At 59.7% G+C, this 15,737-nt stretch carries 12 protein-coding genes and 1 pseudogene; 4 read left to right on the plus strand and 9 right to left on the minus strand.

Annotated elements, in window-relative coordinates; genetic code table 11:
• Window positions 1-175 precede the first annotated feature (175 nt).
• From BVU17_17590 to BVU17_17600, 3 genes and pseudogenes are all read right to left on the minus strand, one after another.
• A pseudogene (locus tag BVU17_17590) lies at window positions 176-1,192 on the minus strand (alkane 1-monooxygenase).
• A gap of 320 nt (window positions 1,193-1,512) precedes the next feature.
• On the minus strand, window positions 1,513-2,544 hold the full coding sequence (locus tag BVU17_17595; protein ID AUG49400.1) for an alcohol dehydrogenase: 1,032 nt from the start codon (window positions 2,542-2,544) through the stop codon (window positions 1,513-1,515).
• A 69-nt stretch (window positions 2,545-2,613) separates the two neighbouring features.
• Entirely contained in the window at window positions 2,614-3,765 is a 1,152-nt protein-coding gene (locus BVU17_17600; GenBank protein AUG49401.1) for a galactonate dehydratase, read from the minus strand.
• 119 nt (window positions 3,766-3,884) lie between these two features.
• Between BVU17_17600 and BVU17_17605 the strand changes: the two genes are divergently transcribed.
• Window positions 3,885-4,658 (plus strand): short-chain dehydrogenase, encoded by a 774-nt coding sequence (locus BVU17_17605; GenBank protein AUG49402.1) that lies wholly within the window; start codon window positions 3,885-3,887, stop codon window positions 4,656-4,658.
• A 5-nt stretch (window positions 4,659-4,663) separates the two neighbouring features.
• Here the strand turns inward: BVU17_17605 and BVU17_17610 are convergent, their stop codons facing one another.
• From BVU17_17610 to BVU17_17635, 6 genes are all read right to left on the minus strand, one after another.
• Complete coding sequence (locus BVU17_17610) at window positions 4,664-6,139, minus strand: rhamnulokinase (GenBank protein ID AUG49403.1); 1,476 nt, start codon at window positions 6,137-6,139, stop codon at window positions 4,664-4,666.
• 32 nt (window positions 6,140-6,171) lie between these two features.
• Entirely contained in the window at window positions 6,172-6,825 is a 654-nt protein-coding gene (locus BVU17_17615) for a fuculose phosphate aldolase (GenBank protein AUG49404.1), read from the minus strand.
• A gap of 64 nt (window positions 6,826-6,889) precedes the next feature.
• Entirely contained in the window at window positions 6,890-8,050 is a 1,161-nt protein-coding gene (locus tag BVU17_17620) for a sugar ABC transporter ATP-binding protein (GenBank protein AUG49405.1), read from the minus strand.
• 91 nt (window positions 8,051-8,141) lie between these two features.
• Complete coding sequence (locus BVU17_17625; protein AUG49495.1) at window positions 8,142-9,020, minus strand: sugar ABC transporter permease; 879 nt, start codon at window positions 9,018-9,020, stop codon at window positions 8,142-8,144.
• Window positions 9,020-9,952 (minus strand): sugar ABC transporter permease, encoded by a 933-nt coding sequence (locus BVU17_17630; protein AUG49406.1) that lies wholly within the window; start codon window positions 9,950-9,952, stop codon window positions 9,020-9,022. The genes BVU17_17625 and BVU17_17630 overlap by 1 nt, the downstream gene beginning before the upstream one ends.
• A gap of 36 nt (window positions 9,953-9,988) precedes the next feature.
• On the minus strand, window positions 9,989-11,431 hold the full coding sequence (locus BVU17_17635) for an ABC transporter substrate-binding protein (GenBank protein AUG49407.1): 1,443 nt from the start codon (window positions 11,429-11,431) through the stop codon (window positions 9,989-9,991).
• A 346-nt stretch (window positions 11,432-11,777) separates the two neighbouring features.
• Here BVU17_17635 and BVU17_17640 point away from each other — a divergent pair, with 346 nt between their 5' ends.
• From BVU17_17640 to BVU17_17650, 3 genes are all read left to right on the plus strand, one after another.
• Window positions 11,778-12,812, plus strand: a complete 1,035-nt coding sequence (locus tag BVU17_17640; GenBank protein ID AUG49408.1) for a galactitol-1-phosphate 5-dehydrogenase — start codon at window positions 11,778-11,780, stop codon at window positions 12,810-12,812.
• A 534-nt stretch (window positions 12,813-13,346) separates the two neighbouring features.
• Complete coding sequence (locus tag BVU17_17645; protein AUG49409.1) at window positions 13,347-14,114, plus strand: transcriptional regulator; 768 nt, start codon at window positions 13,347-13,349, stop codon at window positions 14,112-14,114.
• A gap of 920 nt (window positions 14,115-15,034) precedes the next feature.
• Complete coding sequence (locus tag BVU17_17650; GenBank protein ID AUG49410.1) at window positions 15,035-15,406, plus strand: VapC toxin family PIN domain ribonuclease; 372 nt, start codon at window positions 15,035-15,037, stop codon at window positions 15,404-15,406.
• Window positions 15,407-15,737 lie beyond the last annotated feature (331 nt).

Genomic DNA, 15,737 nt, shown 5'->3' on the forward strand with positions numbered 1-15,737 from the left:
GGCAAATATAGATTCCGTATTTCAGGAAAAGTACAAAACACGAAAATACACGCACATATATGCCGTAGTAAAAATAAGAACGCATAGACGACCCGCTTTCTCATAGATTTATTACCATATGCCGACTTTCTGGTACTGAATCTCGACGCTCGGTTAATCTCTCTGATAGAAGGGACTAACGCGGTGTGAGATCGACACGGTCTGCGAACAACTCGTTTGATTGGAGCGCGTCAGCGTGGTTGCAGACGACGTGCCGGATGATCACTTCATCGATTCCGACACGATCAGACAGTTGTTCAGGAAAGTCATTGAGTGTGTCCGGACTGTCGGAAATCGCCTGCGGCCACTCTCCGGCATCTAGTGTGGCGGGCGTCGGTTCGGGCACGGCCCCAAGCTCGTCGGTAGCCTCCTCAACCGATGGAGGCGTGCCAACGACCACTCGCTCCATCCGCTCGAACGACGCGTTGGTCACGGCTCGGAGCCGCGCCGATTCGTCGTCGGTTTCACCACAAACCGCATTCACTGCGACATTCTTGATAGCTTGTTGATACCGCCGTACAACTCCGACGATTCGAAGTGATCCCGGTACTTCTTGAACAAACGGGAGCCAGATCCGGTTGAATGTACGTGGCGAAACAGTAGCGCAGGCCGAGTTCGCAAGACAATGCGGCGCTCAACTGACTTGGCCCAAGACCTCACGGAACGTGTATGTCTGAATTTGACTGGTGGATCTCGAGGTCACTGTAGGCATGACTGTTCGGGTAGCTATCGTAAAGGTGCGAAACGACAGCCTCGATTTTTTCGGCGTGGTCCTCGTCGGGGTTCTGGGCGCGACGGTCTGTCCCGAGTGCCCGGTCGACGGCCGGAGAGCCGTTGGCCCGCCCGAGTTCCGCATCGATCCGTCAGGGGGCAAGGCCATCGAGGGAGCCGAATAGCTCCGCGATTTTGAACGGACTGTAGTGATTGAGCAGAGCCGCCCCCGAACCGAGACGAATCGAGTCGGTTTCATCGGTGAGGTTGCCAAGCAGTACCTCGGGGGTTGTTCTGCGATCTTATTCCCCATGCTATGGTGTTATGCCATTCAGAACTAGAAATAGTCGAGGCGTTCGGCCTGATAGGCAGCATCGATGGTGTTCGCATGCGCACCAGTCGCAGTTCCGTAATCCGGGAACGGAGAGATAAATTGAGAGATCCATTTCCAGTCACAACAACTGTAGAATTGTACTATATTCAGGATACCTTATTTTGAGATGGTGACGGTCTTAGTACAGTGCGTAGCTTGGAACGTACCTGTTCAGGCACCTACCAAAGCCCTCCAAAACCCAAATTGATCGCACTCAAGCGGCCTCTGGCCATACTTCGATATAGTTAACCGTCTCAGCGGTTGCTTCAGAGTTTCGTCAGATGTCGTTCATACACCGGGTCTGCCAAAATCACTCCCAGTATTCAGTGATGGTCTGCTATCCATCATACTATACTTGCTTTGTGACAATCTTCTCAATGCAGTGCTGGTTACGAATCAAGTGATATCATACCTTTGACGACAGTTGGTTCCATCGCTCGGCGGAACGCAGCGTCGATGTCTTCGAGTTCGGATTGGAAGTCGATTATGCCCTCGACGTCGGCTTCGCCGTCGGCCAACAGGTCGACAGCCGCGTCGTAGGTGTTCTTGTACCGGAACGAGCCGTGGACATCGACTTCGTTGTCGATGAGTTCCAGCACGTCGATGGGGACCTCCGCTTCGCTGGCCAGGCCAACCAGGACGACAGTGCCGCCCCGACGGACCACGTCAATCGTCGACTTGATCGACGGCTCCGCGCCGGAGGCTTCGACGACCACATCAGCACCGACGCCGTCCGTGTACTCGGCGACCGCCGCATCGAGGTCCGTTTCGGCAACGTTGACTGCCAAGTCCGCGCCACGCTTTTCGGCGAACGCCAGCTTTTCGTCGACAACATCGGTTAGTATTACGTCCGTCGCGCCCGCGGCGCGCGCGGCCTCTAGCACCATCAGCCCGATAGGACCGGCTCCGGTTATCAGCACCGTATCGCCGGTTCCGACGCTGCCGCGGCGGCAGGCGTGGATTCCGACCGAAAGCGGCTCGCACAGCGCCCCCTCTGCGGTGGAGACGGACTCCGGTAGCGTGTAGGCGAAGTCGGCCGGCCACGAGACGTACTCCGTGAACGCGCCGTCGTGTGGCGGTGTCGCCATGAACCGAACGGATTCACAGAGGTGATAGTCGCCGCGCTTGCAGTGGGCACAGCGCCGGCATGGAACGCCGGGTTCGAGCGCGACGCGGTCGCCCGGTTCGTGGTCGGTTACGTTCTCGCCGACCTCGACGACTTCGCCAGCGCTCTCGTGTCCGAGGACGAGCGGGTCCTCGACGACGTAGTCGCCAATACGACCGTGTTCGTAGTAGTGGACGTCGGAGCCACAGATGCCCACGTCGCGCACGGCAACGAGTACGTCATCGGGCCCGGGCGACGGTCTGGGACGGTCCTCCAGCTCGAACTCAGTCGGTTCTACCAGTACAGCAGTTCGCATACCTGTTGGCACGGAACAGAGCCATAAAAATACACAGGGTGGGCCGCCACGTGCGGTTGCCGTGTCCAGTTACCACTCCGCGACACTCCCGTCCTCATGATGCCAGACCGGGTTGTACCAGTTGACCTCTGTCTGTGCCAGCTCGCGGATGTGGGCCTCGTCGATGTCGATACCGAGTCCGGGGCCGGTCGGTCGTTTGACGTACCCATCTTCGAACTGGAACGTCTCCGGGTCCTCCAGAATCTTGAGTCGCTGGCTCGACGTCGGGTCGTGCAAGTCGAGGTCCTGTTCATGCAACACGACATTCTGGGCGCAAAACCCGACCTGCAGGCTCGCCGCGAACGCGATGGGGCCGAGCGGGCAGTGTGGAACGACGGACACATCGAACGCTTCCGCCATCGACGCGACCTTTCGCATTTCGCTGATACCACCGACATGGGTCACGTCGGGCTGGAGTATCGACACCGCGTCATCGACGAGGAGGCGCTTGAAGTCGTAGCGCGAATAGAACCGTTCGCCAGTCGCTATCGGGACAGTCGTCCGCTCGGCGATACTGGCAAACGATTCGTCGTGTTCGGGGAGCAGCGGCTGGTCGATAAACATCAGATCGAACTGTTCGAGTCGCTCGACAAGATCCGCAGCCATCGGTTTCGAGACGCGGCCGTGGAAGTCGACGCCGACGAGGGCATCGCCACCGACGGCGTCACGGATTGCGGCCACGCGCTCGACCGCATGATCGACGGCATTCGGCGTCTCAATCGGCCGAAACTCGCGGGCGAAATTGAACTTGAACGCCCTGTAGCCGCGTTCCCTGTCCTCTCTTGCGGCGACAGCCACGTCTTCGGGGTCGTCGCCACCGAGCCACTGGTAGACGAGTAGCTTATCACGGACGTGCCCGCCGAGTAGTTCGTGCACTGGTGCACCGTAGTGCCGCCCCTTGATGTCCCAGAGCGCGTGGTCGATGCCCGCGAGCGCGCTCATGAGTATCGGCCCGCCGCGGAAGTACCCGCTCTGATAGAGCTTCCGCCAGTGATACTCGGTTCGAAGCGGGTCGGCCCCAAGGAGATACGCCTCGATAAGCTCGGTAACAGCGGCACGGACTGTCTCCAACCGGCCCTGAACGATGGGCTCGCCCCAGCCGACGATCCCCTCGTCAGTCTCCAGTTTTAGAAGCAACCACCGCGGCGGCACGGCGAACAGTTCGAAGTCGGTGATTTGCATAGCTATGTTATCTGCGAGGGAGTACTTGTAATGACTGGCTGCCGATACCAGCCGCCAGGGCGTATGACAGAGCTAGGCGTACATTTATGCTGGAGGCTGCCGGAGCACCAAGCGTACGCATGAGTGTACTTGACAGTTTCTCCCTCGACGGAGAGACAGCTATCGTCACCGGTGCCGCGCAGGGCCTCGGGAAACAGATGGCGACCGGTCTCACCGAGATGGGGGCCGACGTGGCTATCGCGGACGTGAACATCGAGAAGGCGGAACGGACGGCCTCAGAACTCGACGGTCAAACAGACGTCATCGCGAGGGAGGTCGACGTGACGGACGAGGCCTCGGTCGAGGCGATGGTCGAAGACGTGACTGACCGCCTCGGACCGATCGACGTACTGGTCAACAACGCCGGAATCGTCGAGAACTCCCCTGCGGAGGAGACGAGCATCGAGTCATGGCGGCGGGTCGTGTCGGTCAACCTCGACGGCGTCTTCCTCTGTGCCAAACACGTCGGCCAGCAGATGCTCGAACGGGGCGAGGGGAGTATCGTCAACGTCTCCTCGATGTCAGGCTTCGACGTGAACGTCCCACAGAAACAGGCCAGCTACAACACGACGAAAGCCGGCGTCAGGATGCTGACCCAGTCACTGGCGGTCGAGTGGGGCGAGCAGGGCGTCCGCGTCAACGCTATTGCGCCCGGCTACATGCGGACCGAACTCGTCGACGAAGTGCTCGAAGAGAGCCCCGAGATGGAGGAGACATGGCTCGAAAACACGCCGATGGGCCGACTCGGCCGGCCTGAGGAACTGAAAGAACTCGTCGTCTACCTCGCGTCGGACGCGTCGTCGTACATGACGGGGTCGACCGTCGTGATGGACGGTGGCTACACCTCGCGGTGAAAGCGTCAGACTTCGGACAGCGAGTCGTCGGTCAGTGCAGCCAACCGATCTTTTGCGTCGGCCCACTCGCCAGTGGTACCCGGTTCGTATGTCGTCGTCTCGAACGCCGACTCGACCAACTGCCGCCCGGTTTCGATGTCAGAAACCGTTCCGGCGGCGACGGCCTGTGTGAGGACGTTTCCGACAGCCGTCGCCTCGACTGGCCCAGTCGACACTGGGCGGTCGGTGGCGTCGGCCAGTAACTGACAGAACAGTTCGTTCCGGACGCCGCCGCCACCGAGAACAATGCGCGATGGTGGATCATCGATGACTGCCGCGAGCGCGTCGAGTTCCAGCGCCGTTTTCGCCGCCAGGCTGTCGAGGAGACAGCGGACGATACCGCCCTGCCCTGTCGGAACGGGCTGGTCCGTTCGGCGACAGTAGGCCCGAATCTGGTCGGGCATCGGCTCGTCGATGCCGAACGCGTCGGCGTCCGTGTCGACGAGTGCGGTCCGTGGCGGGGCCTTCTCGGCGGCCGACAGCAGGTCGCCGTAGTCGACTGACTTCCCGGCCTCGCGCCACGCTTCGCGGCACTCTTCGAGCATAAAGAAGCCGTTGATGTTCTTCAGGAGCCGGACGGACCCGTCGACGCCGAGTTCGTTCGAGACGGCCTGTTCGAAGGCGGCGTCCGTCCGCACCGGGCCGTCGCGCTCGACGCCGAGGACGAACCACGACCCGGTGTTGAGGAACGCGGCGTCCTCGACGAGCGGGAGGCCGCCGACAGCCGCCGCCGTGTCGTGGCTCGCCGGAGTCACGATCTCCGGTGTGGAAGACAACCCCGAGACGACGTCGTCATCGACCGCCCCGAGACATTGTCCGGGTTCGGACAGGTCCGGGAGCAGGTCCGTTGGAACCGACAACTCGTCGAGCAGGTCGATGGCCCACGTTCGTTCCTCGGGGTCGACCATCTGCGTGGTCGAGGCAATCGTCACCTCGCCCACCGGCACCCCTCCAATCCGTGTTGACAGAAGCTGTGGCATCATGAGCAGGCCGTCGCTTTCTTCGAGGCGTTCGGGCTCCCGCTTGGCGATGGTATGGAGCTGCCACAGCGTGTTCGGCGTGTTCCAGTTCGTGATGCCGGTCGCGTCGAACAGCCGCCGCTTGCCGACGGCCTCGAACACTTGCTCGCGCGTGGCCGTTGACTCGGGGTCGCGGTATGATACCGGGTCCCGGAGCAGTTCGCCGTCGGCAAGGAGTCCGAAGTCGAGCCCCCAGGTGTCGATACCGACCGTGTCGAGGCCGTCGGCGCGGTCGTCGGCAGCCCGGAGCCCGTCGCCGATGTGGTCGACCAGCGTGTCGACGTCCCAGACGTAGCGGCCGTCCCGCTCGACGGGTCGGTTGTCGAACCGGTGGACCTCCTGTACCGCGAACGAGGACTCGGTCACCTCGCCGAGGAACACCGTCCCGCCGCTCGCGCCGATGTCGATTGCGACGTGGTTCATGGGATGCTTTCAGGTGTGGTTCGCACGGGTGGTCACTGTCCGTAGCTGTCGAGCTTGTCGGCCAGCCGGTCGATCTCCTCGTCCGGGAGGATCTCCGGCTCGCCGATGGCCCGGGCCTGATGGTGGATGCGGGCGCAGTATTCGACCATCAGCGCGACCGTGTAGGCGTCGTCCAGCGACTCGCCGGCGGTCAGCACGCCGTGGTTGCGCAACAGCGTGGCGTTGAACGACTCGCCCAGCGCGTCGACGGCCGCTTCGCCGAGTTCTTCGGTCGCGTGTGTCCGGTATTCGGCGACGGGGACCTCTGTCCCGGTAAACGAGAGGAGGTAGTGCGAGGCCGGTATCGGCTCGCCCAGCGAGGCGAACGTCGTCGCGTACGGCGAGTGGGTGTGGACGACGCCGCCGACCGCCGGTCGCTCGCGGTAGACGGCCAGGTGCATCGGTAGCTCCGTCGACGGGTCGACGTCGCCCTCGACGACAGTGCCGTCCGTGTGTACGATCGGAACGTCTTCCGGTTCGATCTCTCCATAGGGGATTCCCGACGGGCTGATCGCGATGTGATTCTCGTCGAGCCGGGCGCTGAGATTTCCGCCAGTCCCGGTTGTCAGGTCGTCGTCGAGCAGGCTCCGGCCGTACTCGCAGATAGCGTTACGCGTCTCGTAGTGTGAAATGTCTTGAGCTGTCATGTGTCGTGTGTCGATAACTGTCGGTCGGTTGGGGCGAGTGGGATGATGACGGCGGGTATTGCCGTCACTCGGCGGGTTTCATCTGCTCTTCGAGCGCCATCTCCGCGTCGTCACCGAGTTGGCGCTGGTGGATCGTCTCGCCGCTGGCGGCGTCGAACAGGTGGACATCTCCGTCGGGAATCTCGACGTAGACGTGCTGGCCCTCGCTGATTGGCCGCTGACCGTCCGTCTCGACGATGAACGTCTGTTCATGACTCTGTGCCCGCGCCTGTAGGTAGACGTAGGAGATGCTCCCCATCGGTTCGACGACGTCGACGACGGCCTCGAACTCGTGGCCCGAGTTCGCCCGGTCGTGAAGCGCCATGTCTTCTGGCCGGATTCCGAGGACGAGGTTGTTGCGGCTCCCGACCGAGGACTGCATCCTCTCGGTCAGGTCGAAGTCGAAGCCGTCCGCGCGGAGCGTTCCGCCTTCGACCGTGCCTTCGAAGAAGTTCATCGACGGCGAGCCGAGGAAGCCGGCGACGAACTGGTTGGCTGGGCGGTAGAAACACTCCAGCGGCGTCCCGACCTGCTGGAGTTCACCGTAGTTGAGGACGACGAGTCGGTCGCCCATCGTCATCGCTTCCGTCTGGTCGTGGGTGACGTACAGCGTCGTCACGTCGAGGTCGTTCTGGAGTCGGTTGATCTCGGTGCGCATCTCCGCCCGGAGCTTCGCGTCCAAGTTCGACAGCGGCTCGTCCATCAGGAACACGTTCGGGTCGCGGACGATTGCGCGACCGAGCGCGACACGCTGTTGTTGTCCCCCGGAGAGTTCGCCGGGCCTATCGTCCAACAGCATATCGATATCCATCATCTCGGCGGCGGACGTGACGGCTTCCTCGATCTCGTCGGCGGACATATCCGTCGACATCTTCAGCCCGAAGGACATGTTCTCCTCGACGGTCATGTTGGGGTACAACGCGTAGTTCTGGAACACCATCGCGATGTCCCGGGCGCGCGGGCCGAGCTGATTGACGAGGTCGTCGCCGATGTGAATGTCGCCTTCCGTTTGCGTCTCCAGCCCTGCGACGATGCGCATTAGTGTTGACTTCCCGCTCCCGGACGGACCGACGAAGACGATGAACTCGCCATCGCGGATGTCCAGCGAGACGTCGTCGACGGCGACGATTGACTCATCTCCTTCACCGAATCGCTTCGTAACGTCGTCGATTGTGATCTTTGCCATTATTTTGCCTCCGATGTGCGGCTAGTTGAAGCTACCGCCGCCGCAGGGGCGTCGTTTGCGGGCGATGCCTTTCGTGGTGTGGACAGCGTGGTCATTCTTTGATCACCACACCGAAGCTGAGGCCGGCTGCGAGGTACTTGTTGACCGCGATAAGGAAGATGACGACCGGGACGATCATCGCCGTCGAGGCGGCCGCGAGCATCCCCCACTCGATGGAGCGGGAGCCGATGAACGAGTAGACGAACAGCGTCACTGGCACGGCCTCGAAGCTCGTCAGCACGAGCCCGAACAGCAGCTCAATCCACGCGAAGATGAAGCTGATGATGGCCACCGAGAAGATGCCCGGCTTGGCCGCCGGCAGGACGACCTTCCTGAAACCCTGGAACTGGGTCGCGCCGTCAACTCGGGCCGCCTCCTCCAAGGTCTCGGGGATGCCGTCGAAGAACGCCTTCATCACCCAGACGACCAGCGAGAGGTTGATGCTGACGTACATCAGCACCATCCCGATGCGCGTGTCGAACAGATTGAGCTCCCGGAAGATGATGAAGAACGGGAGCACGACGGCGATGGGCGGGAGCATCCGCGAAGAGAGTATCCACACGAGCACGTCCCGCTCCATCGGGATGTCGTACCGCGAGAGGACGTACGCGGCGGGCACGCCGATAAGCAAGACGAGGACGACCGACGCCGACACCATCACGAGGCTGTTGGCAAAGGCCGCGACGAACCCCGAGTCCTGAATCAGCTGGATGTAGTTGTACACCGTCGGCAGGAATATCCAGTCAGGCGGCAGCGAGTTCGCTGTGCCCGGCGGCTTCAGCGACATCGAGGCGAGCCAGTACAGTGGGAACAGCACGATGAACGACCACATCAGCAGAATCGTGTGTCGAACGACCGTGACCAGCGTCTCCCGGGTGTCCTTGTCGAGTCGCTGTGAAGCGGTGGGGGAATCGCCGTCAGTCGTCGCCATCAGTCCCACACCCCCTCGAAGCCGACCTTCGCGATGATGACGTTACACAGCGCGACGACGAGGACGAGGTAGACGATGGCTATCGCCGCGGCCACGTTAATCTGGTTGTTGATGAACATCTGCTCGTAGATGTTGATGCTTACGAGTTGGGTCGCCGTCCCCGGGCCGCCGCCCGTGAGGCCGTACACCACGCCGAAGGTACGGAACAGGTCGATAAGCCGGATGAGCGTCGCGACGAAGACGACGGGCTTCATGTAGGGGATTATGACGTGGACGTAGCGCCGCCACATCGGCGCGCCGTCGACCCGCGAGGCCTCGATGAGCGTCTTCGGCACCGACGAGAGGCCGGCGTAGAAGATGATGAACATGAACGGCGTCCAGTTCCACGCGTCAAGAAGGATCACCGTTAGCAGCGGGACATCAGAGAGGAAGTTCGGTGCTGCGAACGGGGTTCCGGTGTTTATCACGTATGGAATGATGCCGATTTCGCTGTTCAGCATGATCCGGCCGATGGTCGCAAGCGAGACGGGGGCGACGGCCATCGGAATGATGAACAACACCCGATAGAACGACTTCGCCCGGTTGGAACCGACACCGGCGACGAGCGCGGCGAGGAGGAACCCGAGCGCGGTTTCAAGGAGCAGTGCACAGGTGACGACGGTAATCGTGATGACGAACGAGTGAATCGCGCCGCCGCGGGTAAACGCCGTCTCGAAGTTTCGCAGTCCGACGAACTCGGCCGAAAACACGTCGAGTGCCGGCTCCGCGATGAGGCTGAGATACAGGTCGTAGGCACCGGGGAAGAAGGTGATCATCACCATCACCACGACCATCGGTGCCATGAACCAGTACGGGAGGTAGTCGTTCCACAGGTCCCGTAGCCTGGCGAAGGTCGATTGTGGTGTCGTTTCCGTTTGCGTTGGTGTACTCATTTGTGGGGTTTATTTTGGCGCAGGTGTGGCTTAGAGTTAATTGCTGTAGATGTCTTCCGCGATGGACGCCGCCTGAGTCATCGCTTCCTCAGCGGACTTCTGGCCGGCTATTGCGCGCTGCAGTTCCTCGGAGTAGCGCTGGCCCCACTGCGGGTACTTCCGGTCGAAGGGGTCCGGCGCCGCTTCCTGCAGGGATTCGAGCGTGACCTGCGCGAAGTTCTCGCCCACGCGCGAGCGGAACTCGTCGTTCTCCCAGACGGATTGTCGGACGGAGAACGCGGCGTCGCCCTCGACGTGCATCCAGGTGTTGGTCGGCTGTGAGGACGCCCACACCATGAACAGGAACGCCTGCTCGGAGTTCTGTGCGTTCTTGGACGTGGAGATCTGCCAGTTGAATGCGTTGGGCGAGAACTGGCCGTCAGCCGGGCTGGGAGCCTTCGCGATACCGATGCTGTCAGCGACCGAGGAGTCAGAGCCGGTGAGTCCGGGCCAGAACAGGTTTGCGTCGGCGACGATGTGGCCGGCGCGGCCCTCCTGCATCGTCGAGAGCACGTCCGACCACGTCTGTGTCGACGCGCCCTCCGGGCCGTAGTCTTGGAGCAGGCTGACGTACCACTCGGCGGCGTCGATGACGCCGTCGGAGTCGAGGCCGGAGTCTGTCGGGAACTCGGTCCACAGCGAGGTGCCGAACTCTCGCAGGAACGTGTTCAGGATGTAGATGTTCATCCCGTAGCCCTTGTCGCCGCGGCCGACGGTGCCGACGACGTCCGACTCGTTTTCGTGGATGGTCTGGGCGTTCTGTCGGAACTGTTCGAGCGTCTCCGCGACCTCCAAGTCGTGCTTGTCGTAGAGGTCTTTGCGGTAGAACTGCGTCTGGACTTCGACGGTAATCGGCATTCCAGTCCATGTGTCGCTGTAGCCACCACCATGGGCCTGCCACCGCGACGCCTCGAAGAGGTCGTCAGGCTCGTACCAGTCCTCGTCGAAGAGGCTGCCGTCGTCAAAGAACGGGTCGAGCGGCTGGATCCAGCCTTCTTCACGAAACTGGTTGACGACCTGGTCCATGTAGAAAACGTCGAACTGCCCGGCACCGGTACTGACGTCAGTCTGGCGCTTGGTCCGGAACTGCTGCTCCGGTAAGACGTTCCAGACGACATCGATTCCAGTCAGTTCCTCGAAGACCGGGACCGCGGGTTTGATGGCCGAAACCCAGGGGTGCTGGACGGCCCCGATGTTGATCGAGGACCCCTCGAACTGTCGCCAGTCGATATCGGCGTCCTCGTACTCGCTGAGCGGAATCGCGAGATCACCGTCGCTTCCGTCGGTGTTGGTTCCGCCATCGCTGCCATCACTACCCCCACTTGACCCGTCACTTCCACTCCCATCTGAGCCATCGCCGCCCCGTGTACAGCCAGCGAGACCGCTGAGTAGTCCGACACCTGTCGCTTTCAGAAACGTCCGCCTGTTGGAATTGGTCATGCCAGTTTGCCTCGTCACTATCGAATTACCGATCCATAATAAAGGTAATCATCTGTAAGGTATAATACCCCTCTCACTGGGGGAGATCCGACGGTATGCAGTACTGGGACGCCACTATCTACGAATTCATCCGTCGCCCGATTAGGGGAGACCGTGGCAAGATTTTAATACGCGGTCCGAAAACTACGATAGTACGGATTGAGGCTAAGTCCGCTGTGTGCGTCCAGCTTAGCTGGACCAGTGACAACGGGCTACGGCCCAGACGACTCATGACCCGACCAACACCAACTCACGACCGAGGTACTGCTGTAGTGACGACCGCGACTCGACCGATGGAGGGGAACTGATGCGGGCCAGCACGTTGACCAATGTCGGCGAAATTACGGTCGAAGAGCGTGACCGACCGGACCCTGCGGATGACGAGGTTCTCGTTCAGGTCGGCGCCTGTAGCGTCTGCATGACCGACTATCACATGTACCACGGTACCTTCGCCGCCGAGACTCCGCTGGTCTTGGGGCACGAAGGTGCCGGGACTGTTGCGGAAGTCGGTGCCGACGTTGAGGGCTTCGAGGTCGGAGATCGCGTCGCAATCAACCCCACTGTCCCCTGTAACGCCTGTTCGTACTGCAAGAAGGGGGAGACGCACCTCTGTAAGAACAACACGAGCATCGGCGGTGCCGGTGACACCATCCTCGACGGTGCCTTCGCTGAATACGTCCGTGTCCCGGCGATCAACGTCGAAGACATCGGCGACATGTCATTCGAACGGGCCGCACTCGCCGAACCGCTCGCCTGCTGTGTCCACGGCGTCGAGCAGACAGACATCAAACCTGGAGACAGTGTCGGTATTATCGGCGCTGGCCCGATTGGCCTGCTGCTCCTACAAGCGTTCCGCAACGCTGGCGCTGCCCCGATTGTGGTCTCCGAACTCGATGACGAACGACGAGAGCTGGCTGCCGACCTCGGCGCAGATGCCGTCGTCGACCCCAACGAAGAGGATCCCGAGGAAGCGATCCCTGCGGCGGCCGGCGGACCGGTCGACGTCGGCGCCGAGGCTATCGGGCTCGTTCCGACAATCAAGCAGGCCAACGCCGTGACTGCGTCCGGTGGCTCGACACTCATCTTCGGCGTCCCTGATCAGGAGGAGACGATGGAAATCAGTCCGTTCGATGTCTTCTTCGACGAAGTCGACTACCGCGGCTCGTTCTCCCTGACGACCGAGGACTTCGAGCGAGCGATAACACTGCTCAGACACAACCGCATCGACGCCGAGACTCTCATCACTGAACGTATCGGGCTTGACGACCTCCCGACAGCGTTTGAACGGATGGGCAACGCCGAGGGGTTGAAGAAAGTAGTCATTCCAGGGGACTCCGAGTGAGCGAGTACGACCTCCTCGATACTGCGTCTGGAAACGCGGTCGTAGTGGCGCTTGACAACCGTATCGGTATTGGAGCGATCGACGGTTCGAAGACTCTCAGGCCACGCTTGATGCGGTGCTTGCAGGCGAACCGGACGGCGTGCTCGTCGGGCCGTACTTCGCCGAGCAGTTCGCCAACACGCTTGCCGCTTCGTCGACAGAGAGCCTCGTGACTGCGGATTTCCTGTCCCCCTCGAGTCGGCCTGGCGAGGATATCGGTCGCTGGGTGCTTCGCTGAATCGTTCACGACGTTGATGCTCCTGAAATGGTCTGGCCGGCCTGAAGCAGGCGTTTTCTACACGCTGGTGAAGTAGCTGCGATCTGAACATATCCGTTCTGTAGAGAAGAACGTATAAATTTCGGCATTTTGGCATCGTAGCAATCTAATCAATTCTAATAAATAATGCAGAATTCTCTGCGGTACTGGCTCACATGATTAAACTTGTTCTGCTCTAGTGAACAGGCTTTTTACACCGTGAGTCGAAATGATGTCCAATGACTGACGAACCACAGTATGCGGTTGAAGCAACCCAGACATCCGTGGCGATTCTCGAAGCACTTGTCGACGCGACAGAACCTGTCGGCGTCACAGAGCTTGGCAATACCGTCGGGGTTTCCAAGAGCGTCGCCCACAACCATCTTTCTACGTTACGTGCGGCCGGATACGTGGTCAAGCGCGGGGCGAAGTATGAGGCGTCGCTCCGTCCACTGGCTCTCGGTGAGCGAACGCGTGAGGGACTTCGTTTCTATCAGGCGGCGAAGCAACAACTGGACAATCTCGCAGCGGCAACAGGGGAAACAACCATGCTGTTCGTCCTCGAAGAAACGGCCGGTGTCCCGGTGTCAATCTCCGAACCTGAGGGCGGTTGGTCAGTCCCGTTTCGCCCGGGCGAACGATTACCACTTCACGTCAACGCCATGGGTAAAGCATTGCTGGCGTCGCTCCCGAGTGATCGCGTCGAATCGGTTCTCGATGAAACGGATCTTGTTGCACCGACTGACGCAACTATCGTGGATCCAGATGAACTCACCAAGGAACTGCGACGAATCCGCGACGACGGAATCGCGTTCTGCAGGGGAGAACAGTATGAGGGAATCGTCGGTGTTGCTGCCCCGCTCCCTGATGTCGGTGCCAACCGGATCGCTGCGCTGGGGATCGCTGGCCCTGTTGAACGCCTGAACGGCCGATACCTGAGAGAAGATATCACTGGGCAAGTCCTCAGCACGACGAAATCCATTCAGATCGACCTCACACCAAACTGAAGGTCATAGAAATAACAGACGTACTACTGTTATATTGTGTGTTCAACGACAACTATTCAATTGGTGCAATTGAGTACTGTGTCCAATGCGCCGTTTAATCCTACCACCTCTCTCCAGAACCATTTGAACAGTACGGGAGATTTTATTTCAAATGTTATCAAACTAATATCACCAATAGTGATCATGATTATTATATTATAACGATTGCAAGAGCAGACACCGAATTGACGGGAAAGATGGCGCACGGCTGTGGGATATCTGCATATCAGGTCTACCGATTGGGCCCCAGCAGCAGAGACGTTCAGTTTCCATGTGTTCACAACCGTGAGTAGTGTTTACCCAGATCGGAAGCAACCTCCCACACCGTAGTGGCAGGACAGCTTGCTCGTCTGCCTCGCTACTTCGAAATAAAGCACTGTTCTGGGGTGTTATTGCTGTAGATCATATCATGTTCTTTAGAGAAGAACTAATCATTCAGAAAGCCATGCGGGTATCAGGCGACATCTATACTGGGCTTAGAAATTGCGAGTGGCTTCCAAATGTCTCGCTATCGTCAACAATAAATGCATAAATCGGCAAAACAATTCCATCTTATCCAATATTAGGGTTAGATATAGCAATTATCCGCTATTTACCTATAAATGCTGGATATAGAGATATTTTGGCCCATTATGAGGATATGTGTACCAATTCTCGTCGCTACCTGCTCGCAGTTGTGTGCAACAGTCGGGGCGCACTGGTGGTCCAGATTCTTAGCCATCAGTATGAGTTCGACAGCTTAGTTCCAAGAAGCCCACTACCAAGCATACATCTGAAGCCACACTGGGGGCTGTTGGCTTTTAGAAGAAGGTCGGCTCTACTTCAGCATGATATAACCCGGTTTCAGACAGAGCATAACGTGTAGTAGAACTCCAATTCTCATTGCAGTTGTCACACAGGACAGTGAGCAATCAGCAGCAGCCCGCGAGCTACTGAATACCACTGAGAACCTCCATGTCTCCGTTCTCAATTTGATGGAACTGCGTAGTGTTCTCAGTAAGAAAAAGCAATTCGAGCGCGATCGGGTTGACCAGATTGAAGCCCGAATCACCTCACGGACGACAGTCACGTTTCCCGACGCATCGGATATGCTAGCTGCAAACCAACTCCAGTCTGACACCCTCCTGTACCCAATGGACGCACTTGTTCTGACAGCAGCTGACGCAATCGAGGGAACGTTGGTTTCGTTTGATAGGGAACTTGTCGAACAGGGGGCAGTACGACCGGAGGAAGTACTTGCAGAGTCGTCTTAGCCTGCTGGGACTGACTGTACACGCTTTATGCAGATACTGACATCGCCAACCGCTTACTCACAGTGCCGATTTCGCGACTACCCAATTGGAGGGCTTCCGACCGTAGGCACTGGACAGTCGTCTGTGAATGAGGAGGGGCAGGCCGAGAGAGTTGGCGACCAGTCACGGGGCCACTCTCAGAACCGTAGGTCAGTGGTGAGATTACCCTGTCACACCTGTTGTGACCACTGGAATCGCCGTGGTCGCTCCGTTCGTGTTACGACCACTCACTATACTCCTGAAAACAGGGGGTCGCTCCCGGTTGCTGCAGCTAGCAAACAGCGGCGTCGAC

The organism is Haloarcula taiwanensis (genome assembly GCA_002844335.1).
Classification (GTDB): Archaea; Halobacteriota; Halobacteria; order Halobacteriales; family Haloarculaceae; genus Haloarcula; species Haloarcula taiwanensis.